We start from the raw sequence: 18701 nt of genomic DNA on the forward strand, positions 1-18701 counted from the left end.
CGTAAAAAATTCGTAGGGATGGTATCCCGGCTGCCGCAGAGGGCGCGGCGGCGCGCCGGAGCGCACACCACATCACGACAGAGGCGGACAAGATGCCTCGGCCCGCGCGCACAGCTCAGCCGCCGCGCCATCGCACGGAAGTCGCCCGAAGGCATACCGTCCCTTTGCGGGAATGCGGCCTATTGCGAGACTTCGGCCAGATATTCCTCGGACCGCATCTCGGTCAGCCGCGAAATCGTCCGATCGAACTCGAACTTTTCCGTACCGGAGGTGCCGAGGTAGAGGCCATCCGGTTCCGCCTCGGCGGAGACCACCAGCTTGATGCGCTGATCATAGAGAGCATCCACGAGATTGATGAAGCGCTTGGCCTCGTTGCGCCTGTTCTGCTGCAGGACGGGGACACGCTCCAGCATGACCGTGTGGTAGGCATGGGCGACGCGCAGATAATCGGCCGCCGAATAGGGGCGCTCGCAGAGATCGTGAAACGAAAACCGGGCGACGCCGCATGCCGTTTGCGGAACCTCGATCCAGCGACCCTTGACCTCCAGCCGGTCGGCGCGCGACCGGGTGCCTTGCGTCAGCGCCTGCCAGATCCGCTCCATCTCCCGGTCCGCCGCCTCGCCGAGGGGGGTGAGGTAGACGGGCGTGCCTGCGAGCTTCTCCAGCCGGTAATCCGTGGGCGAATCGAGGTTGAACACCTCGACGCGGCTTTTCAGCAACTTGATGAAGGGCAGGAAATGGTCCCGGTTGAGGCCGTCGCGATAGAGGTCATCTGGATCGACATTGGAGGTCGCGACCACGACGACGCCGGCGTCGAACAGCTTCTCGAACAGACGCCCCAGCAGCATGGCATCGGCTATGTCGGTGACGGAGAATTCGTCGAAGCACAGCAGCCGGGTTTCCGCCGCCAGATCCGCCGCCACCGGGGCAATCGGGTCCGGCCCTTTAAGCGCGCCGGCCTTGATCTTCTGGCGCGCGGCGTGGATGCGCTCGTGCGCGTCGCTCATGAATTCATGGAAATGGGCGCGACGCTTGCGCTTGACTACGGCCCGCTCGAAGAACAGATCCATCAGCATGGTCTTGCCGCGGCCGACCGAGCCCCAAATGTAGAGCCCCTTCGGCATCTCCTGCGGCTGCTTCCTGCCGAAGAGCCAGCCGAGCGGAGATTGCTTGCTGGCGAGACGGCGCTCGGCCAGCGCCGCATTCAGGGCGTCGAGTTTATCGATAACGGCGCGCTGGGCCGGATCCTCGGACAATTCGCCAGCGGCAACCATCGCCTCGTAGCGTTCGCGTACGTTCGGCGTCAGCGACTGGGACTCGGGCATCGGCAGGGTTTCCAGAAATTCGACAAGGCAAGGGCGGGACAAGGGGCGCAGAGCCGGACTCGCGCCATGCGGCAGATTGCGGACGAAAGGTCGCACGGCCGGCAGCGATACTGGATGCGCCTTGTGTTGACAAGCGCGGGAAAGCCGGGACGGGTTCCTCCCTGCTCCGCTCCCGCCGTCAATCGCCTGAAGACGCGGGGGCAGGTGGCAGCCCTTTGAACACATCGTCTACCGGCACCTGAAGACCGATCGCCAGCCTGTTCGTCTCGCTCGCCATCGCGACAACGGACTGAAGCTCCATCATCTGTGCCTCGCTCATGCCCCTGGCCCGCGCCGCGGCGGTATGCGAGCGAATGCAGTATTCGCATCCGTTGGCGATGGAGACCGCGATGTAGATCAGTTCCTTGGTGAGCGGATCGAGCGTGCCCGGCCCCATGACCTCGCGCAGGCTTCCCCACGTGCGCTTCAGGGCGGCAGGGTCATTGGCCAGAACCCGCCAGAAATTGTTGACGAAATCAGTCTGCCGCACGTCACGGATCTCATTGATGACAGCACGGGCTTCGGGCTTCATTTCATCGTCGTCAAGAACAGGCACGAGACTCATTCACCATCCTCCCGTTGGGCATTTCGCCACTCCAGCCTTCCAGTGCGCCAAGGTCAAGGCCACTCCGTCGCGCCATGCGCCCCGATCTCGCTCATCGGTATGGGGGATCGGAAACGCAGAACCCTGTCAAAAAACCGCAGGTCAATTCAAATGAATGTTTTGCGCCATCTCAATGCCTTCCACCCCGCCAACGTGAAAAAGAAGCGCGTCGGTTTCACGCATGACGGGCGTTTCCGGCGCAATGCCGGTGGGAGGGAATTGGAGAAAATCTGAATGACGCGATTTTTCGGCACGTCCCGCTTTTCGGCCAGCACCCGGCGGAAATGGCAGCGCCGGATGGCTTTTCTCGGAGGCGCATGCGCCGCGGCGCTGGCTCTCGGCCTGATGAACACCTCGGCCTCCGCCGTGGAGACGGCACGAGCGATTCTCTCGCTTGCCAGCATCGCGACGACGGGGGCCTGACGAATCGGTTCGAAACGGGCGGGTCCGCTCAACTGGCGATGAGCACGGATTCCAGCCCCGCCTGGCGGTTGCCCACGGCGGCCGCCCAGGCAACCAGCCAGCGTTCGCCGTCGTCGCCGAGATCGGCCTTGTGCCCGCGACCGTCGACCAGGATCCACGCCTGACCGGGCGTTGCCGCATCGACCACGACGTGATCGGCGTTCGCCATGGCGGCCGCCACCTCGCGCACTCGGGCCGGGGTCTCCTTGCCGGGCGCTTCTCCCGCCTCGACCGCGCGCAGCAAGCCATCGAGATCCCGGGTAATGACAACGAGCACGCGGTGCCCGTCGCCGGAGAAGATGTGAAAGCGGCACAGCGCGGGAACATGACCGGCGCTCGGCAGCTGCCAGCCGTCGTCGTTGCGCCGGCCCGGCCCGATTTCGCTCCAGTCGATCCGCGCCGACAGGTTGAGGGGCTTGCGGCTCGTCTCCAGCGCCTTGCGCATTGCCGCCGGCATGGTTTCGGGCCGCGCTGCAGCGGAGGCGTTTTCCGGCTTTGCCTGCGATGCCGTCCGCGTGATGGCACCGCCGAGACGCACGCGCTGGAAGGTCACGTGACGGCGCGATATATCGACCTGCCGAACCCGCCAGCCGGCCGTCAGCCACGCTTCCTGATGAACCAGCAAACCACCGGAATTCGCCCACCAGGTGCGATGGGTCGTGGCGCTTGCGGGCAAGGCCAGACCGAGGATCCCCTCGATCTCATCGAAACTCGCCGTCCATTCGAATTCCGGCAACCGGGCGAGATGCAGCTTCAACGGATCATACTTTGCCATGGCAATTTCTTTTCCCCCAAATGAACGTATGGTTACATTTCCGGAGGCGTGGGTCCAGCGGGATTCAGACGCTGCGTAAGGTAAAGAAAAGCAATCGTGACATGGCCGCCAATGCGGGCTTCGGCGCCGGGTCCGGCGTCCGGATGCTTGGCTTGAAAGGGAACGGTCGGGCAAAGGTCTTTCGCGCAAGGTCGCCTGCAGAAAGAAAAAAGCCCCTGCAGCGCCAGGGCGCCCGGGGCTTCGCGGTTCGCCGATGAGCGGCTGGCGCCGGCTCAGCGTGAAACGGTAATCGGCTGGCCCGCTCCGGTGCGCCCGTCGTAGCGCTCATTGCCGCTCTTGTAGAGGGTCGCGAGCTGCGTGCCGTCGCCGTCCTTGAGAATAATCTGCGCGCCATTCAGATCCCAGGCGGAGATCGCCCCCAGCGGAGGACCGCCGCAACCTTGCGTGTTCGCCCGGTAGCCGCCGCTCCAGGTGGTGAGGGTCATGAACAGCTTGCAGGAATTTCCGCCCGAAGCGATCGTCCAGCCGCCAAGAAGCTCGGTGCGGCCGATTTCCGGCGCATTGGGCGGCGGCGCCATCTGCCCGGCGGGCTGGCCCGAAGTGCCGTTGCCGGCCGGGTTCGCCGCGGCCATGTCCGTTCCGGTCGGGGGCGGCTGGCCATTGGGATCGTAGATCGGGCGCCCGTCAGGCCCAAGCGTCGCACCGGATTGATAAGGGCCGGAATTGTAAGGACCGGGACCGTAGCCTCCGTTCGGGTCCTGGTTCGGGGCAACCACGAGCGGCTGCAAGCTGCCGCCTTCCGACACGGGCTGGCGCGGCGCGCTGGCGGCCGGCGATGGGCCTCTGCCGTAGTCGAAGCGCGAGCACCCGGCCGCCAGGGCGCCGAGGCACAGCACTGCAGCGATCGATGCCGCCTGGTTCATTCCGAATCGTTCCTTGATCTGTTTGCGCCAATTTAGCCGTCCGGCGCGGCCGCGTGAACCGTGAAACCGCATTGCGGAAACGCACGGTCGAAACACCTGTTCCCGGACACGCGCGGATGCGTCGCCGTGAGACGATTTCTGCTCTTCACCTGACACTGCAATACGGGCGAAATGTGATCTTTCTGCAAGGTCGCATTTGTGGCGACCAGTTTCATTGGAGAATGATGTCATGGGCATACTCGACCACGTCGGCTTCTGCGTTTCGGACTTTGCCGCTTCACGCGCCTTTTATGAAAAGACGCTCAAGCCTCTTGGCATTTCGGCGATCATGGAAGTCACGGCCGAACAGACTGGCGGAGAGGCCCATTGCGGCTTCGGAACGGACAAGCCGGAATTCTGGATCGGCACCGGCACGCCGCTGACGGGCACCTTGCACGTCGCCTTCACCGCTCAGGACCGAAAGACGGTGGATGAGGTCTACGCCCGGGCGCTTGCAGCGGGCGGACGCGACAACGGTGCGCCCGGCCTGCGACCGCACTATCACCCCGACTATTACGCGGCCTTCATGCTCGACCCGGACGGACACAACATCGAGGTGGTCTGCCACAAGCCCGCCGCATAAGCGGCGGGCGAAAGGCGGGACCGTCATACGCACGTCGGAAAAGACCTCTATCCGCCTGTCTCGGGACGGGGGACGATTCGTCGAACGGCGTGAGGTGAAGGCCCGTGTGCAACGTGCTTTTCGTGTGTCCTGACAATGCGATTCTCGGTCCGATGGCCGAGGCCTGCCTGAACCGCGCCGCGCGCGGCGAGATCCGGGCCTTTTCGGCCGCCGAGCATCCGGCACAAAGGCTCAATCCGTCGGTGGAGCGGCTGTTGCGCGGGCGCGGCCATGCCACCGATGCGCTGCAGCCGAAATCGTGGGAGATCTTCGCCCTGCCGCACGCGCCGGCGCCCGATCTGCTGATCGGCATCGGCCTCCGCCTGCCGCAGGACGAGCCCGACTGGAAGGGTTGGCCGGAACGGCGCCACTGGCACGTCGCGGCCTTCGACGGGCCCCCGCCCCCATCCGAGATCCCCGCGCTCTACCAGGCAATCAAGACCGCAGTCAGCGACTTTCTGCTCGACCGAAACGGCCAGAGCCTGCCCCGGGCCGGCTGACGGACATACGCCGACAAGGCCCGCCGCTGTGGCCTTTCGGCAACCGGAGGGAGAAAAGCGCTCTGCGTTACCATTCTCTTTAAACACGCATGCGAAAACGCGCCCAACACGGTTTTCCTTCGCCTGATCATTGGCTTATTGTTCGGGCCACTCAGGCAGCTGACAAAAGGTTGAACAAGTATGCGGCGGTCTTCTTCACGCGCGGTTCTGTACACCGGCATTCTGGGCATCGGCATTCTGGCGGGGCTGGCCGGTCCTGCTTTGGCCGACCCGGATCTGGCGAACAACACGACGCCGACGCCTGGAACCGACATCATGCTTGAACTGGGCGCCGCCGCCCGCGTCGCTCCCGCGTTTCCCGGCGCGGACAACTACACGCTCTATCCGGCACCCATCATCAAGCTGCGCTTCCTGAAGCTGCCCATTTTCGGCACCGTCGCCGACAGCAGCAAGAATGTCGGCCTCGGCTTGTACCCCGCCTTCAACTTCGAAGGCGAACGCGATGCCGCCGATCATTCCGAACTGAGGGGCCTGCGGACGGTCAAATGGGCGATCGAGCTGGGTGCCGGCGTGCGCTACACCGGCGATTTCGTCGAGGCCTACGCGGAAGTCAGGCGCGGCTTCAACGGCCATCACGGCTTTGTCGGCGAGCTCGGCATCGATGCGGTGGCGCGGCCCTCCGACCGGCTGAAGCTGAAGCTCGGGCCGCGGCTGTCTTTTGCCGATTCCGAATACATGTCGACCTATTTCGGTGTCTCCTCCGGCGAGGCGACGGCCTCCGGCGGCCGTCTCTCCGCCTATGACGCGGGCGGCGGCTTCCGCGACATGGGACTTCAGTTCGGCGCCGAATACGCCTGGAGCGACCGGATCACCCTCTACGGCGATGCGGGATATCGACGGCTGGTGGGCGATGCGGCGGACAGCCCGATCGTGAAGCGGGCCGGCAGCGAGAACCAGTTCACCGCCGGCCTCGGCCTAACCTACAGGTTCTCCTGGAACGTCGACGGGAAGTAAGCCGAGCGGACAGCTGCCGCTCACGATCCCTCGTGACCGGCGATGCCCTTGTAGGCGCTCGCCCCCCAGACCTCGCGCACCCGGGCGTCACGTCCGCAGCCCTTGCGGTAGCCCTTGTAGGCGTCAGCCCGGGTGACGTAGCCGAAGCGCGTCAGGGTGCGTGTCTGGCTCTTGTAGTAGTTCTGGTGGTAGTCCTCCGCCGCCCAGAACCTGGCCGGCCCCTCCACAGGCGTGACGATCGTGGCGCCCAGTTCCTTCTCGTCCTCGGCCTTCACCTTCTCAGCGATCTTCTTCTGCCGATCGTCGAGCGCGTAGATCGCAGTGGTATAGGCATGACCGCGATCGCAGAACTGGCCGCCGGCATCCGTCACGTCGACCGAATGCAAGAAGATGTCGACGAGCTTGTCATAGCTCACCACGGCGGGATCGAATGTGACCTTCACCACCTCCCGGTGGCCGCCGGCGCTGTAGTCGTCGTAGGTGGGATTGTCCGTCTTGCCGCCGGCATAGCCTGAAACCGTGTCGGTGACGCCGGCGACATGGTCCATGTCCGATTCCACGCACCAGAAACAGCCGCCGGCAAACAGCGCCGTTTCGGCGCGCGCGGCTGATGCGGCCAGCAGGGCCGGGGCGGCGAGGGCAAGGACGAAGGCAGCGAAAAGGGAAAGGGAGCAGCGCATCGGTTTCCTCCATGACGGGCGTTGCCTCCCGACATAGGGCTGACTCCCACGGGCGTCACGTCACGCTCGCGTGTTTCGCGCGAAGGTGATGGGGATGTGAGCGGAGGATGGGAGGCGATACCTCGGCACGACTCAAATTAAAGAACGCGCTTAAGTAGGCTGGATTACCCCTGAGGATCGTCTGGTCGATTCGTTGAATCGACTTTGTATTTTACTGCGAACGAACGATCAGACCCAAATTAGACGAGAGAAACCACATAATACGACAGCTCCAGATGCCCTCCAGCCTGGCATCCAACCCGTTGTTTTTACGTGATTTTTCGAAACAAAAAGTGAACAAATTATTAAATCTGAGTATTCAGCGACTCGGCAGTAGTTGACACGCCCCCTAGAGTCGCAGTTTTATTTCTAAAGACAGAGATTAGGAGGCCGTCACCCCGGCCAAGGAAATGCCGGCCTCTCAATCTTATCCCGCATGACCGTCCGTCAGGCGCGGGAAATCGGTAGCGTGCAGGGCTCATTAGATTCAGAGATCCCCCGATGGTCAAGGCCTGACGACAATTTTTGTGGTCGAAAGGAGTAACCATGACCGCAGGAAATCAACCGAGTTACAAACTCACCTTTGAAGACGCCGTTCGAGTGCATCTGATGCTTATGGACGGATGGCTGCAAAGCCGTATCGCAGCGTTCTTTGGTACGAACCAGGGACGCATCTGCGAAGTTAACACGGGCAAACGCCATCCGGGGAGCTATCGCGAAGCCCTTCGGCGGAAGAAAGCTGCCTAGTAATAGGACAACAAGATAGCTCACATTCTCTTCTATCTTCCTCCCGAAGATAAAGAACAAAAACTATGCGAGTCCGGGCATCTCTGAGTGCCCGGACTTCGATTTGATCTTTGGAACCAACTTACACCCTTCTCTCCACCATCATCTTCTTGATTTCCGCAATCGCCTTGGCCGGGTTGAGGCCCTTGGGGCAGGCCTGCGAGCAGTTCATGATGGTGTGGCAACGGTAGAGGCGGAAGGGATCTTCCAGCGCGTCCAGGCGCTCGCCGGTGGCCTCGTCGCGGCTGTCGATCAGCCAGCGATAGGCCTGCAGCAGGATCGCGGGCCCAAGGTAGCGATCACCGTTCCACCAGTAGCTCGGACACGAGGTCGAGCAGCAGGCGCACAGGATGCATTCGTAAAGACCGTCGAGCTTGGCGCGGTCCTCGTGGGACTGCAGCCACTCCGTCTCCGGCGTCGGCGAGACGGTCTTCAGCCATGGCTCGATGAAACGGTGCTGGGCGTAGAACAGGTTGAGGTCCGGCACCAGATCCTTCACCACCGGCATGTGCGGCAGCGGGTAGATTTTGACCGGGCCGTTCACCTCGTCCATGCCCTTGGTGCAGGCCAGCGTGTTGGTGCCGTCGATGTTCATCGCACACGAACCGCAGATGCCCTCGCGGCAGGACCGGCGGAAGGTCAGCGTCGGGTCGATCTTGTTCTTGATGTAGATGAGGCCGTCCAGCACCATCGGCCCGCAATCGTCGGTGTCGACGTAATAGGTGTCGATGGAGGGGTTCTCGTCGTCGTCCGGGCTCCAGCGGTAGATCCGGTATTCGCGCAGATTGGTCGCGCCGGCGGGCTTGTCCCAGACCTTGCCCGTCTTGACCTTCGAGTTCCGGGGAAGCGTCAGCTGAACCATTTCCTATGCTCCGCTTGAACCGGGGATCATTGTCCCGGCCGTCTCAGGTTGCATCGCTTTCGCGGTCGACCAGCAGGACATTGTCGTCCGTCCGGCCCTGAACCGCAAAGCCATGTGCCGTCAGGGTCTCGCGCGGATCCCGTTTCCAGGCCGCGCTGCAGTTCGTTTCCATCAGCACCGCGCGCGGCCATTGCGCCCGCGGCGTCGCCTCGAGATAGGGCAGAAGAACCCGGTCCTCGAAGCCCTCCACGTCGATCTTCATCACGTCCGGCCGGTCGATGCCGGCCTCGTCCAGAACGTCGGCGAGCGGACGCACCGGGACTTCCTCGGCCGTCCACGTTCCCGCCTGACCGTCGGCGAATTCGCCGGCAAGCGTGGCGAAGCCGCAATTGGTTGCCGACGACCATAGCGTCAGCCGTCCCGGTTCGGCACCCACCGCCGTGCGCGCCACGTGAATGCGCCCAAGCCCGTTTGCCCATTCGTTGGCGGCGATGTTGAAGGCGAGCTTCTCGGCCGTGGCCGGAGCCGCCTCGATCGCCAGAACACGTGCCCCGCACCGTGCGGCGAAGAGCGTGTAGGTGCCGACATTGGCGCCGATATCGACGAACACGGCGCCGGGCTTCAACAGGTTGCCCACGAGCGCATGCTCCTCGCGCTCGGGCAGGCGCTGGCGCGCCAGAATCTTGCGGTCGTCGTAGTTCTCGCCCGGATAGAGGCGGAACTTCAGTCCGTCGACCTCCGCATCGAAGGGGCCGGGAAACATCCGGCCGATCAGCCGTCCCGCCCGGTGACGCAACGCGGCCCGAAAGCCGCCGCCGTCGATCAGCCGCCAGGCCAGCCTGTCGATGCCGCCGGCCGGGTAGGTCCCGAACGGCGACAGCGTATCGATCTGCACAGGCACGCCCCGGGGGCTCACCTCATCCAACCTCTAGTAGACGCGCGCCTTGGGCGCGATCTTCTTCGGGTCGATGCCGCCGTCCTCGAACTTGGTCAGCGGCTCGGTCACCACCGGACGATAGCCGAGCTTAACGTCGCCCGCCTCGTTCACCCAGGCGATCGAGTGCTTGCGCCAGTTCTCGTCGTCGCGGCCGTCGAACGGGCCGTCCTTGAAGTCCTCGCGGGCATGCGCGCCGCGCGATTCCTTGCGGGCCTCGGCGGAGTAGACGGTGGTGATGGCGTTCGCCATCAGGTTTTCCAGCTCCAGCGTCTCAACGAGATCGGAGTTCCAGATCAATGAGCGGTCGGAGACCTTCACGTCCGGCAGTTCCTTCCACAGCGCGGAGACGCGCTGGCAGCCCTGCTCCAGGCTCTCCTGGGTGCGGAACACGGCGGCGTCTTCCTGCATGGTGCGCTGCAGCTTCTCGCGAAGCTCGGCTGTCGGCTGGCTGCCGTTGGCATGGCGCAGGCGATCGAAGCGCGACATGATCTTGTCGAGCGCCGCTTCGCTGGCCGTCGGCACAGGGGCCTTGCGGTCGATTACCTGACCGGCGCGGATCGCCGCGGCGCGACCGAAGACCACCAGATCGGTGAGCGAATTGGAGCCCAGACGGTTGGCGCCATGCACCGAAGCGCAGGCCGCCTCGCCGACAGCCATCAGGCCCGGCACGACGTTGTCGGGGCCGACGCCCTCGCCGCGCTGCACTTCGCCCCAGTAGTTCGTGGGGATGCCGCCCATGTTGTAGTGGACGGTCGGCAGCACCGGGATCGGCTCCTTGGTGAGGTCGACACCGGCGAAGATCTTGGCCGATTCGGAGATGCCCGGAAGCCGCTCGTGCAGCAGCGCGGGATCGAGGTGGTCGAGGTGCAGGAAGATGTGATCCTTCTTCGGACCGACACCGCGCCCTTCACGGATTTCGATGGTCATGCAACGCGAGACCACATCGCGCGAGGCCAGATCCTTGGCCGAGGGCGCATAGCGCTCCATGAAGCGCTCGCCCTCAGAATTCGTCAGGTATCCGCCCTCGCCACGCGCGCCTTCGGTGATGAGGCAGCCGGCGCCATAGATGCCGGTGGGGTGGAACTGCACGAATTCCATGTCCTGCAGCGGCAGGCCCGCACGCGCCACCAGACCGCCGCCGTCGCCGGTGCAGGTGTGGGCGGAGGTGCAGGAGAAATAGGCGCGGCCGTAACCGCCGGTCGCCAGAACCACCATCTTGGCGTTGAAGCGGTGGATGGTGCCGGTGTCGAGATCCCAGGCCACCACGCCCTGGCACACGCCGTCGTCCGACATGATCAGATCGAGAGCGAAATACTCGATGTAGAACTCGGCGTTGTTCTTCAGCGACTGGCCGTAGAGCGTGTGCAGGATGGCGTGGCCGGTACGGTCGGCCACCGCGCAGGTGCGCTGCACAGGCGGGCCGTCGCCGAAATTCTGCATGTGGCCGCCGAAGGGGCGCTGATAGATCTTGCCTTCCTCGTTGCGCGAGAAGGGCACGCCGTAGTGTTCCAGCTCGTAGATCGCGGCGGGTGCCTCGCGGGCGAGATACTCCATGGCGTCGGTATCGCCGAGCCAGTCGGAGCCCTTCACCGTGTCGTACATGTGCCATTGCCAGCTGTCGGGCGTCATGTTGACCAGCGAGGCGGCGATGCCGCCCTGGGCCGCGACCGTGTGCGAACGGGTCGGGAAGACCTTTGAGATGCAGGCCGTCTTCAGGCCCTGCTCGGCCATGCCGAGGGTCGCGCGAAGCCCTGCGCCGCCGGCGCCGACGATGACCACGTCATGGTGATGATCGACGTAATTGTAGGCGCGGCCACCGGCTGCCGGTGCGCTCGATTGGGATGCGGACATTGGCTCAGACCCCGAAGCTGATCTTGAGAAGCGCGAAGGCGGAGGCAATGCCGACGAACGCGCAGAAGAAGATGTTGGCCATCAGCCAGACATACTTGGCGAACTCGCCGTGGACGTAGTCCTCCAGAATCATCTGCATGCCGAGCTTCATGTGCCAGGTCACCGAAATGACGGCGAGCAGCATGAAGATCGTCACGATCGGCGATCCGAGAACCGCGACGGCGGTGGCATGGTCGGCGCCCTGCAGCGAGATCAGCAGGACGACGAAGAAGATGGTCAGCGGGATGTTGGCGAGCGCCGTGACGCGCTGGCGCCAGAAATGTTCGGTGCCTTCGCGGGCGGATCCCAGTCCGCGGACCTGGCTAAGGGGCGTGCGCATGCTCATGAGCTTGGTCCTTGCGTATCAGGCGACGGCGAGAGCGATGACCCACACCACGACGGTGAGGACGATCGAACCGACAATGTTGGCGAGCGCGATCTTGTCACGAACGCCCGGCTCCATGCCGCGCCCGGTATCCCACAGGAAATGGCGCAGGCCGCCGAGCATGTGATGCATCAGCGCCCAGGTGAAGCCGAACAGCACCAGGTAGCCGAGGATCGAACCGAAAAGGCCGGTGACGAAATCGTAGTAGTGCGGACCACTGGCGACCGCGACCAGCCACCAGGCGACGAGCGCCATGCCGAAATAGAGCCCCGCGCCGGTTATCCGGTGCAGGATCGACATGACCATCGTCAGGATGCGTTTGTAAATCTGGAGATGGGGCGACAGCGGCCGGGCGGCCTTGACGTCGATCTGCGACATGCAACGATCCTTTCCGCTTACGTAAGCGTAAGCAAATTCAGGATTATTTCGGTGGTCGTTCTAGCCCCATCGTACGCGCACGTCAAAGCCTGCGTTCGTCTTAGGCAAACATAATACGAAATAGCATACACCTGAGGCAGCCTCGTCACCTTACCTCGCGGAGCGCGCCGCCTCCTTGCCCGGCTGCCCCCCAAAAGCGCAGGACCGGACAAAAACCGCGAGAATACCGAACAGTTTACCTAAACGGAACGCGCCTCCCCGGACGACCCGAGAGACGGTCTGCGACGCGCTTTTGCAGATGCACCATCAAGACGGTGCCGAAGATCGGCGCGAGCAGGTTTACGACGGGGACCGCGAGAATGGCGGCGACGATCAGGCCGGCGACGAAGACCTCCGCGCCATGCGCCTTGCGCAGCCGACGCGCGTCGGCCGCCGGCATGAACCGCATGGCGGCGAATTCGAAGTATTCGCGGCCGATCAGGTAGCCGTTGACCAGAAAGAAGGCGACGACGTTGACGCCCGGTATCAGCAACAGCAGGAGGGCGACGATATTGCCGAGGATGACGATGCCGAAGAACTTCACCGAGAGCAGGATGGAGGGAATGATCGGCATGGCCCGGCCCGGCGGGTCGGACGGGTAATCGGCGACTTCCACCTTCTCCGCGATCTCGTCCTGATAGAGCGCGACGAAGACGGTGGCGACGGGAGCGATCAGGAAACCGAGACCGATGAAGGCGCCGATGCCGGTCACGACGCTGAGCGCCGTGTCCGCCCACGGATAAGCGGAGATGTCGACCAGATGGGTGACAGCCCACTCGATGGCAAGCCAGATGACGACCAGCAGCGCGATGGTGATGCCGAGCGACTTCCACAGGATGGCGCGGAAGGGCGGGGAAAGGACTTGCGCGATGGAGCGCACGGCAAGGGACAGCATGGAGACCCCGTCATCGGTGAAGGATGTCCGGCTGACATAGGAGCCGGCGGCCCCGCGCACAAGCGCGACGGGTCGTTTGGTCGGGCAGCGTCCGGATCGGGCGTCGCGATCGGGTGATTGGGCGCGCGCTTGGCTATTCCGTTTCGCGCTGCTGCACCGCGATACCGTCGACGACCCGGTCGCTGGGGTGGGCGACCACAGTGTCGCCGGCGCGCACGCCGCCGACGATCTCCACCGCAAGGCCGTTGCCGTGGCCCGTTTCGACCGGCACCTGCCGAACGATCCCGTCCTCCACCTTGAACACCATCCAGCGATCACCCTTGCGGAAGAGCGCGGTCAGCGGCAGGCGGGCGACGTCGTCCGCCTTCCACAGCACGATCGCCACCTCTACCCGAAAGCCGTGCGCGAGCCGGGCATAGGTTTCCGGCGGCCCGGTCAGCTCGATCACCACATTGACCCGTTGCTCCTCGATGCCGAGCGCGGAAACCTTGGTGAAACCGAACGGCTCCACCCGCTTCACCCGTCCGGCGAGCGCTTCGTCCCCACCCCAGTCGGTGATGACGACCTCCTGACCGGCCTGCACCTTGACGGCATCGGCCGACAGCAGGTCGGTGACGATTTCCAGATCGCGCGGATCGCCGACCTCCACCAAGGTCGTGCCCGCCTGAACGACGACCTCGCTTTCCTGCAGCACGCGCAGCACCTTGCCGCTTACCGGCGCACGGATGGGAACGCAGGGACACGAATCACGCTGTCCGATGGCCTCCGCCGTGCTCAGGAGCTGCGTGCGGGCGCGGTCCAGCTCGAAGCGGCGCATGTTGGCCGTCGCGATCGCCTGGGCGAGCGCCGCGCGCCCCTTTCGCAACGACAGCTCCGCCTCGTCGAGCCGGCGTTTGGAAACGGTCTCGCTCGCCGCCAGACGGCGCACGCGGTCGAGATCGGTTTCGGCGAAGCCGAGTTCGGCACGGGCGCTGTCGATATTGGCTTCGGCCAGGGCGAGGGCCGCTTCCGCCGCCTGCACCGCCGCGCGCAGCTCCGCCTCCGTGCGCATGTCGCGCAGCCCCGGATCGATCGGCTGCAATTCGGCAACCAGCGTCCTGTCGGCTTCAACCGTGTCGCCGGCCTCCAGCTTGATGCGCGTCAGCCGTCCGGTGACGGGGGCGGACACCCGGTAGACGTCGCGGATCCGCGTCTCTCCCTCCGCCTCCACCGCGACCTGCAACGGCCCGCGGGCGACCGTGACGAAATCGACGGGAACCGGCTGCGGCCTGAGCGTGAAGAAGAGAGCCGCGGCCACCAGCGCCAAAAGGGTTCCCCAAAGCAGGACGCGGCGAAGGGCGACGGACATCAGGTCTACTCCCGGGTCTTCAGCACAGCGACAAGATCGAGACGATCGAGGCGGCGGCGCACGAGCATTGCGGAAACGAGCGCGGAGGCCAGGACCAGCAGGCTCGAATAGCCGTAGGTGGAGGGCTCGATCACCGCGGGAATGCGATAAAGCTCTGTATCGAAGGCCGCCGTCATCAGATGGGCGAGCCAGGTTCCGATCACGCACCCCACCGGCAAGGCGATCACGGTCAGAAGCAGGCTCTGGCCGATGAGGATGTAGGAAATCTCGAAACGGGTGAAGCCGATCACCCGGAGCGTGGAGAGTTCGCGCGCACGTTCGGAAAGCGAGATGTGGGCGGAATTGTAGACCACCCCCATGGCAAGAGACGCGGCGAAGGCGGAAAAGATGCCGGTGAAGATGCTGACCGTTTCCGCCATGGTTTCCTGGAACATGTCGATCGCAGCCCTGCGCAACGTGACGAAGGCGACGGCCGGCGTCTCCTTCAGCGCGGCGAACAGCGCGGCCTCGTGGCGCGGGTCGAGAAGGATCTGCAGCGCGCCGACGACCGGCGCATCGCGCATCAACCGGTTGAGCGCCTCGAGCCGCATGTAGGCGGGATAGCCGAAATAGGTCTCGAAAGTCGCGACGACCGGGACAGATACCGTCGGGCGACGCCCTTCGAGCACCTCCAGCTCCACCGCGTCGCCCACGCCCACCCCAAGCATCTCGCCGAGCTTGGTGGAGATCACCAGCCCCTCCGGCGGCAGCGGGACGGGACGGTTCGCAGTATCGAAGAGACGGTGCAGGCTGGCATCCGGGTCAAGTCCGGTGACCGCAATACGCTTGGACCTCGGTCCGTTTCGCGCACGCACCGCGATGGACCGTTCTCCCTCCACCGCCAGAACGCCCGGCATGGCGGCGAAGCTCTCGCGCACCCTGCGCCCGCGTACCTCGGCCAAGCTTACCGTCGCATCCTGGCGTTGCGAGATCTTAAACTCGATTTCCATGATCTCGGAGACCGAATCCTCCCATTGCAAGGCGATGATCAGCACGGCGACGGACATGGCGATGCCGAGCACGGTCAAGCCGGAGCGCAGGGGCCAGCGCAACACCTGCCGCACGATCATCCGCGTCGGCTGGTCGAGCAGCAGAGCAAGGCGCGAGCGCGCAAGCGCGGAACGGCCGAAGGAGGGCGGCGCCGGCGGGCGCATGGCTTCTGCGGGCGCCAGACGTGCTGCGCGCATGACGGCAAAGGCGGTGCCGATGAGTGCCGCCGCAAGACTTGCCCCGCCGGCGATCAGGAAACTGTCGGGTTCCGGCCGGAAGACAAGAAAGGGAAAGGCGTAGAAATCGGCATAGAGCGCCGCGTTGTAGCGCCCGAGCATGATGCCGAGACCGGCCCCGAGCCCGATGCCGGCGCCGGTGATCAGCACCACGAACTTCACGTAGTGCCAGCCGATCTCCAGATGCGAGTAGCCAAAGGCTTTCAGGAGACCGATGATGCCACGCTCCGTTGCGATCAACCGGTCGATTACCATGTTCGTCAGGAAGGCGGCGACCGCAAGGAAGATCGACGGCAGCACCACGGCCATGGTGCCGAGCTGGTCGATCTCGCTCATCAGGAACCAGTTCGACTGCTGGTCCTTGCGGGCATAGGCGCCCGTGCCGCCGTATCGCTCCGTGAGCAGGTCGAGCCGCGCGATCACCGTTTCCGGATCCGTACCCGGCAACAGCGACAGGCTGACGTCGTTGAAGGCATCGTCCAGATCGAAGGCGCCGGCCAGCGACTTCTCGCCCATCCACACGATGCCGTAGCGCGCCTTGTCCGGCATCAGCATGCCGGGGCCGATCGCATAGCTGTGCTCGGGCGACAGCGCGACGCCGACGACGCGCAAGCTGCGCTTCTGCGTATTGATGAGAGCCTTGAACCGGGATCCGGGATGGAGTGCATGCGCTTCGGCGAAACGGGCGTTGACGACCGCCTCTTCGGGGGTGGCCGGATCCGGAAGACGGCCCTCGGTGATTGCGAGACGGTTGAGCAACGGCTGGCCGCCGCCGGGAAGCGAACTCAGGAGCCCGGTGACCGGTTCGGTAAAGCCGGGCATGTCGAGCGTGGCGTAGCGCACGATGCGGGGTTCTACGGTCTGCACGCCCGGAATGGCGCGGATGCGGTCTGCGAGCCGGATCGGCGCACGCTTCACCTGGGCAAAGACATCGGCGAAGCGATAGCGCTCATAATAGGCATCGGCCGTGGCGCGCAGCGACTGGATGTTGCCGAGCGACATGACAAGCACGCCGACGCCCGTGGCGATGACCACCGCGATGGCGAAGACCTGCCCCTTCATGTGGCCGAGATCCCGAAGGAGCTTGCGATCGAGCGGAGACAGCAGGCCCAGACGGGACAGGCGCGGGCCGCTCACCAGCTCACCTCCCGAGCCGAAAGCTTGGCCTGCGTTTCCGCGACCTCGACGATGGCGCCGTCGGCCAGCCGGATGACCCGGTCGGACATGGCGGCGATGCCCGCATTGTGGGTAATCAGCGCCGTGGTGGTGCCGAGTTCGCGGTTGATGCGCTCGATCGCCTCCAAAACGATCACGCCGGTCTGGCTGTCGAGCGCGCCGGTGGGCTCGTCGCACAACAGGATGCGAGGTCGCTTGGCGATGGCACGGGCAATCGCCACGCGCTGCTGCTCGCCGCCGGAAAGCTGTGCGGGAAAATGATGCCGCCGGTCCTTCAGCCCGACCATCGCGAGCGCCTCGGCGGGCGTCATGGGATGGGCGGCGATTTCGGTCACCAGCATGACGTTCTCTTCCGCTGTCAGGCTCGGCACCAGATTGTAGAACTGGAAGACGAAGCCGACGTGGTCACGCCGATAGCGGGTCAGGCCCGCATCATCGAGACGGGTGATGTCATGTCCATCAAACATCACTTCGCCGCGTGTCGGGCGGTCAAGACCGCCGACGATGTTCAGGAGAGTGGACTTCCCACTGCCCGATGGCCCCAGCAGCACCGCGAGCTCGCCCTCGTAAAGATCGAGATCGACGCCGGCGAGCGCATGGACGGCGAGTTCGCCCACACCGTAGACCTTGGTCAGGCCACGTACGGACAGTGCCACCCGTCGCCCGGCGGCATGGGGGAAACCATCCGGCCCGGCCTTGTCCGCACTGGTGATGCCCGAAACCATCCCGCCGCCGTTCCCGTTGCCAGCGCCGCGCGCGTCGTCCCTCGCGAAAGCTCCCCGACACGAGCCCGGGGTTCGACGTATGCCCCAACCTAAACCTAACCTTAAGGAAGATGCGGGAGCAATCACGCGATTGACGCACTCGGCGTGACGGTGTTTGCGTCAGACCTGACGTTTCGGCCCTGCCGGTTCGGGACCGCGGGCGAAGATCGCGCAGCCTCGTCATCTTCGCCGATGGGCCGGCCCCTGTTTTTCTGTTCCGCCCCCGCATCGGAGGCTTCCGTGTCCGGCTCTTCGCCCGAATGTGAAGGCGCTGCCAACAAATCGCTGGAAATGTGAGCGCTTGTCGGTCATATTCCGCGCGCAATCGGGACCCTTATGGTTCCGGCCACGGATCGCGGCCAGCCAGAAGCGGCCGGCGATCATTTCCCGGCGAACCGGAAGAGGCCGTTCCCCACGAGGGGCCGCGCCGTTCTCCCCCGCCAGACCGTGCTGGACGACATCCCGGCACAGGCCTGGGGTTTGACCGCAGGACCCCCGATCCGGCGCGAGCCGATCGGCGTCCGACCCTCAATCCGGAGGCACGCTTTGCGACGGGCTCGCCCGCGCTCGCCGCTTCCCACCGAACGAAGAAGGAAAACCGATGTCGATCACGCCTGAACGCAAGCAGGAACTGATCAAGGAATACGCGACCAAAGACGGTGATACCGGATCCGCCGAGGTCCAGGTCGCCGTTCTGACCGAGCGGATCACCAACCTGACCGAGCACTTCAAGACCCACGCCAAGGACAACCATTCCCGTCGTGGCCTCCTGAAGATGGTCAGCCAGCGCCGTCACCTGCTTGACTATGTCAAGCGCAAGGACGAAGAGCGCTATCAGAGCCTGATCCAGCGGCTCGGACTGCGCCGCTAGTCGCGCGCGGACGATGAGGCAGCGGGCCATGTGCCCGCTGCGTTCATATCCGGCCCTGGAAACCGGCGATGCAGGTCAACCTG

Annotated in this window: 20 protein-coding genes; 6 read left to right on the plus strand and 14 right to left on the minus strand. The window is 64.6% G+C overall.

Annotated elements, in window-relative coordinates:
• Positions 1–179: 179 nt before the first annotated feature.
• Both zapE and V2L18_RS10400 read right to left on the minus strand, forming a co-directional pair.
• Positions 180–1325 (minus strand): cell division protein ZapE, encoded by a 1146-nt coding sequence (zapE, locus tag V2L18_RS10395; protein ID WP_336178159.1) that lies wholly within the window; start codon positions 1323–1325, stop codon positions 180–182.
• A gap of 178 nt (positions 1326–1503) precedes the next feature.
• Positions 1504–1929, minus strand: coding sequence for a carboxymuconolactone decarboxylase family protein (locus tag V2L18_RS10400; RefSeq protein ID WP_336178160.1), 426 nt, complete (start codon positions 1927–1929; stop codon positions 1504–1506).
• 273 nt (positions 1930–2202) lie between these two features.
• Here V2L18_RS10400 and V2L18_RS10405 point away from each other — a divergent pair, with 273 nt between their 5' ends.
• Complete coding sequence (locus tag V2L18_RS10405) at positions 2203–2391, plus strand: hypothetical protein (RefSeq protein WP_336178161.1); 189 nt, start codon at positions 2203–2205, stop codon at positions 2389–2391.
• A gap of 28 nt (positions 2392–2419) precedes the next feature.
• Here the strand turns inward: V2L18_RS10405 and V2L18_RS10410 are convergent, their stop codons facing one another.
• Complete coding sequence (locus V2L18_RS10410) at positions 2420–3205, minus strand: hypothetical protein (RefSeq protein ID WP_336178162.1); 786 nt, start codon at positions 3203–3205, stop codon at positions 2420–2422.
• A gap of 272 nt (positions 3206–3477) precedes the next feature.
• Complete coding sequence (locus V2L18_RS10415) at positions 3478–4128, minus strand: protease inhibitor Inh/omp19 family protein (RefSeq protein WP_336178163.1); 651 nt, start codon at positions 4126–4128, stop codon at positions 3478–3480.
• 235 nt (positions 4129–4363) lie between these two features.
• On the opposite strand from V2L18_RS10415, the gene V2L18_RS10420 reads away from it, so the two are divergent.
• The 3 genes from V2L18_RS10420 to V2L18_RS10430 all read left to right on the plus strand — a co-directional run bounded on the left by V2L18_RS10420 (position 4364) and on the right by V2L18_RS10430 (position 6303).
• Positions 4364–4750 carry a VOC family protein gene (locus V2L18_RS10420; protein ID WP_336178290.1) on the plus strand — a complete coding sequence of 129 codons (387 nt, stop codon included), beginning with the start codon at positions 4364–4366 and terminating at the stop codon, positions 4748–4750.
• Positions 4751–4902: 152 nt separating this feature from the next.
• Positions 4903–5289: a hypothetical protein gene (locus V2L18_RS10425; RefSeq protein WP_336178164.1), complete on the plus strand. Its 387-nt coding sequence runs from the start codon at positions 4903–4905 to the stop codon at positions 5287–5289.
• A 180-nt stretch (positions 5290–5469) separates the two neighbouring features.
• The gene (locus V2L18_RS10430) at positions 5470–6303 is read left to right on the plus strand and encodes a MipA/OmpV family protein (protein WP_336178165.1); all 834 of its coding nucleotides are present in this window, start codon (positions 5470–5472) and stop codon (positions 6301–6303) included.
• 20 nt (positions 6304–6323) lie between these two features.
• Here the strand turns inward: V2L18_RS10430 and msrA are convergent, their stop codons facing one another.
• Entirely contained in the window at positions 6324–6983 is a 660-nt protein-coding gene (gene msrA / locus V2L18_RS10435; protein ID WP_336178166.1) for a peptide-methionine (S)-S-oxide reductase MsrA, read from the minus strand.
• Positions 6984–7568: 585 nt separating this feature from the next.
• Between msrA and V2L18_RS10440 the strand changes: the two genes are divergently transcribed.
• Positions 7569–7769, plus strand: coding sequence for a hypothetical protein (locus V2L18_RS10440; protein WP_336178167.1), 201 nt, complete (start codon positions 7569–7571; stop codon positions 7767–7769).
• 121 nt (positions 7770–7890) lie between these two features.
• On the opposite strand, the gene V2L18_RS10445 is transcribed toward V2L18_RS10440, so the two are convergent.
• The 9 genes from V2L18_RS10445 to V2L18_RS10485 form a co-directional block, all read right to left on the minus strand.
• The gene (locus tag V2L18_RS10445) at positions 7891–8670 is read right to left on the minus strand and encodes a succinate dehydrogenase iron-sulfur subunit (RefSeq protein WP_336178168.1); all 780 of its coding nucleotides are present in this window, start codon (positions 8668–8670) and stop codon (positions 7891–7893) included.
• 43 nt (positions 8671–8713) lie between these two features.
• Complete coding sequence (locus V2L18_RS10450) at positions 8714–9571, minus strand: FkbM family methyltransferase (RefSeq protein WP_336178169.1); 858 nt, start codon at positions 9569–9571, stop codon at positions 8714–8716.
• Positions 9572–9598: 27 nt separating this feature from the next.
• Complete coding sequence (sdhA, locus tag V2L18_RS10455) at positions 9599–11458, minus strand: succinate dehydrogenase flavoprotein subunit (RefSeq protein ID WP_336178170.1); 1860 nt, start codon at positions 11456–11458, stop codon at positions 9599–9601.
• 4 nt (positions 11459–11462) lie between these two features.
• Positions 11463–11837 (minus strand): succinate dehydrogenase, hydrophobic membrane anchor protein, encoded by a 375-nt coding sequence (gene sdhD, locus V2L18_RS10460; protein WP_336178291.1) that lies wholly within the window; start codon positions 11835–11837, stop codon positions 11463–11465.
• A gap of 24 nt (positions 11838–11861) precedes the next feature.
• Positions 11862–12260 (minus strand): succinate dehydrogenase, cytochrome b556 subunit, encoded by a 399-nt coding sequence (gene sdhC / locus V2L18_RS10465; RefSeq protein WP_336178171.1) that lies wholly within the window; start codon positions 12258–12260, stop codon positions 11862–11864.
• A gap of 235 nt (positions 12261–12495) precedes the next feature.
• Positions 12496–13254, minus strand: coding sequence for a sulfate transporter family protein (locus tag V2L18_RS10470; protein ID WP_336178172.1), 759 nt, complete (start codon positions 13252–13254; stop codon positions 12496–12498).
• Positions 13255–13327: 73 nt separating this feature from the next.
• Positions 13328–14542 carry an HlyD family efflux transporter periplasmic adaptor subunit gene (locus tag V2L18_RS10475; RefSeq protein WP_336178173.1) on the minus strand — a complete coding sequence of 405 codons (1215 nt, stop codon included), beginning with the start codon at positions 14540–14542 and terminating at the stop codon, positions 13328–13330.
• A 5-nt stretch (positions 14543–14547) separates the two neighbouring features.
• The gene (locus V2L18_RS10480; protein WP_336178174.1) at positions 14548–16944 is read right to left on the minus strand and encodes an FtsX-like permease family protein; all 2397 of its coding nucleotides are present in this window, start codon (positions 16942–16944) and stop codon (positions 14548–14550) included.
• Positions 16941–17708 (minus strand): ABC transporter ATP-binding protein, encoded by a 768-nt coding sequence (locus V2L18_RS10485; protein ID WP_336178175.1) that lies wholly within the window; start codon positions 17706–17708, stop codon positions 16941–16943. The genes V2L18_RS10480 and V2L18_RS10485 overlap by 4 nt, the downstream gene beginning before the upstream one ends.
• Positions 17709–18348: 640 nt before the next feature.
• Here V2L18_RS10485 and rpsO point away from each other — a divergent pair.
• Positions 18349–18618, plus strand: coding sequence for a 30S ribosomal protein S15 (rpsO, locus tag V2L18_RS10490; RefSeq protein WP_336178176.1), 270 nt, complete (start codon positions 18349–18351; stop codon positions 18616–18618).
• Positions 18619–18701: the final 83 nt, after the last annotated feature.

It is taken from the genome of Breoghania sp. JC706 (assembly GCF_037026715.1).
Classification (GTDB): Bacteria; Pseudomonadota; Alphaproteobacteria; order Rhizobiales; family Stappiaceae; genus Breoghania.

Bases quoted from the DNA above. Each gene is read 5' to 3' on its own strand.
- zapE (WP_336178159.1), bottom strand. From the start codon at position 1,325: ATGCCCGAGTCCCAGTCGCTGACGCCGAACGTACGCGAACGCTACGAG.
- V2L18_RS10400 (WP_336178160.1), bottom strand. From the start codon at position 1,929: ATGAGTCTCGTGCCTGTTCTTGACGACGATGAAATGAAGCCCGAAGCC.
- V2L18_RS10405 (WP_336178161.1), top strand. From the start codon at position 2,203: ATGACGCGATTTTTCGGCACGTCCCGCTTTTCGGCCAGCACCCGGCGG.
- V2L18_RS10410 (WP_336178162.1), bottom strand. From the start codon at position 3,205: ATGGCAAAGTATGATCCGTTGAAGCTGCATCTCGCCCGGTTGCCGGAA.
- V2L18_RS10415 (WP_336178163.1), bottom strand. From the start codon at position 4,128: ATGAACCAGGCGGCATCGATCGCTGCAGTGCTGTGCCTCGGCGCCCTG.
- V2L18_RS10425 (WP_336178164.1), top strand. From the start codon at position 4,903: ATGGCCGAGGCCTGCCTGAACCGCGCCGCGCGCGGCGAGATCCGGGCC.
- V2L18_RS10430 (WP_336178165.1), top strand. From the start codon at position 5,470: ATGCGGCGGTCTTCTTCACGCGCGGTTCTGTACACCGGCATTCTGGGC.
- msrA (WP_336178166.1), bottom strand. From the start codon at position 6,983: ATGCGCTGCTCCCTTTCCCTTTTCGCTGCCTTCGTCCTTGCCCTCGCC.
- V2L18_RS10440 (WP_336178167.1), top strand. From the start codon at position 7,569: ATGACCGCAGGAAATCAACCGAGTTACAAACTCACCTTTGAAGACGCC.
- V2L18_RS10445 (WP_336178168.1), bottom strand. From the start codon at position 8,670: ATGGTTCAGCTGACGCTTCCCCGGAACTCGAAGGTCAAGACGGGCAAG.
- sdhA (WP_336178170.1), bottom strand. From the start codon at position 11,458: ATGTCCGCATCCCAATCGAGCGCACCGGCAGCCGGTGGCCGCGCCTAC.
- sdhD (WP_336178291.1), bottom strand. From the start codon at position 11,837: ATGCGCACGCCCCTTAGCCAGGTCCGCGGACTGGGATCCGCCCGCGAA.
- sdhC (WP_336178171.1), bottom strand. From the start codon at position 12,260: ATGTCGCAGATCGACGTCAAGGCCGCCCGGCCGCTGTCGCCCCATCTC.
- V2L18_RS10475 (WP_336178173.1), bottom strand. From the start codon at position 14,542: ATGTCCGTCGCCCTTCGCCGCGTCCTGCTTTGGGGAACCCTTTTGGCG.
- V2L18_RS10485 (WP_336178175.1), bottom strand. From the start codon at position 17,708: ATGGTTTCGGGCATCACCAGTGCGGACAAGGCCGGGCCGGATGGTTTC.
- rpsO (WP_336178176.1), top strand. From the start codon at position 18,349: ATGTCGATCACGCCTGAACGCAAGCAGGAACTGATCAAGGAATACGCG.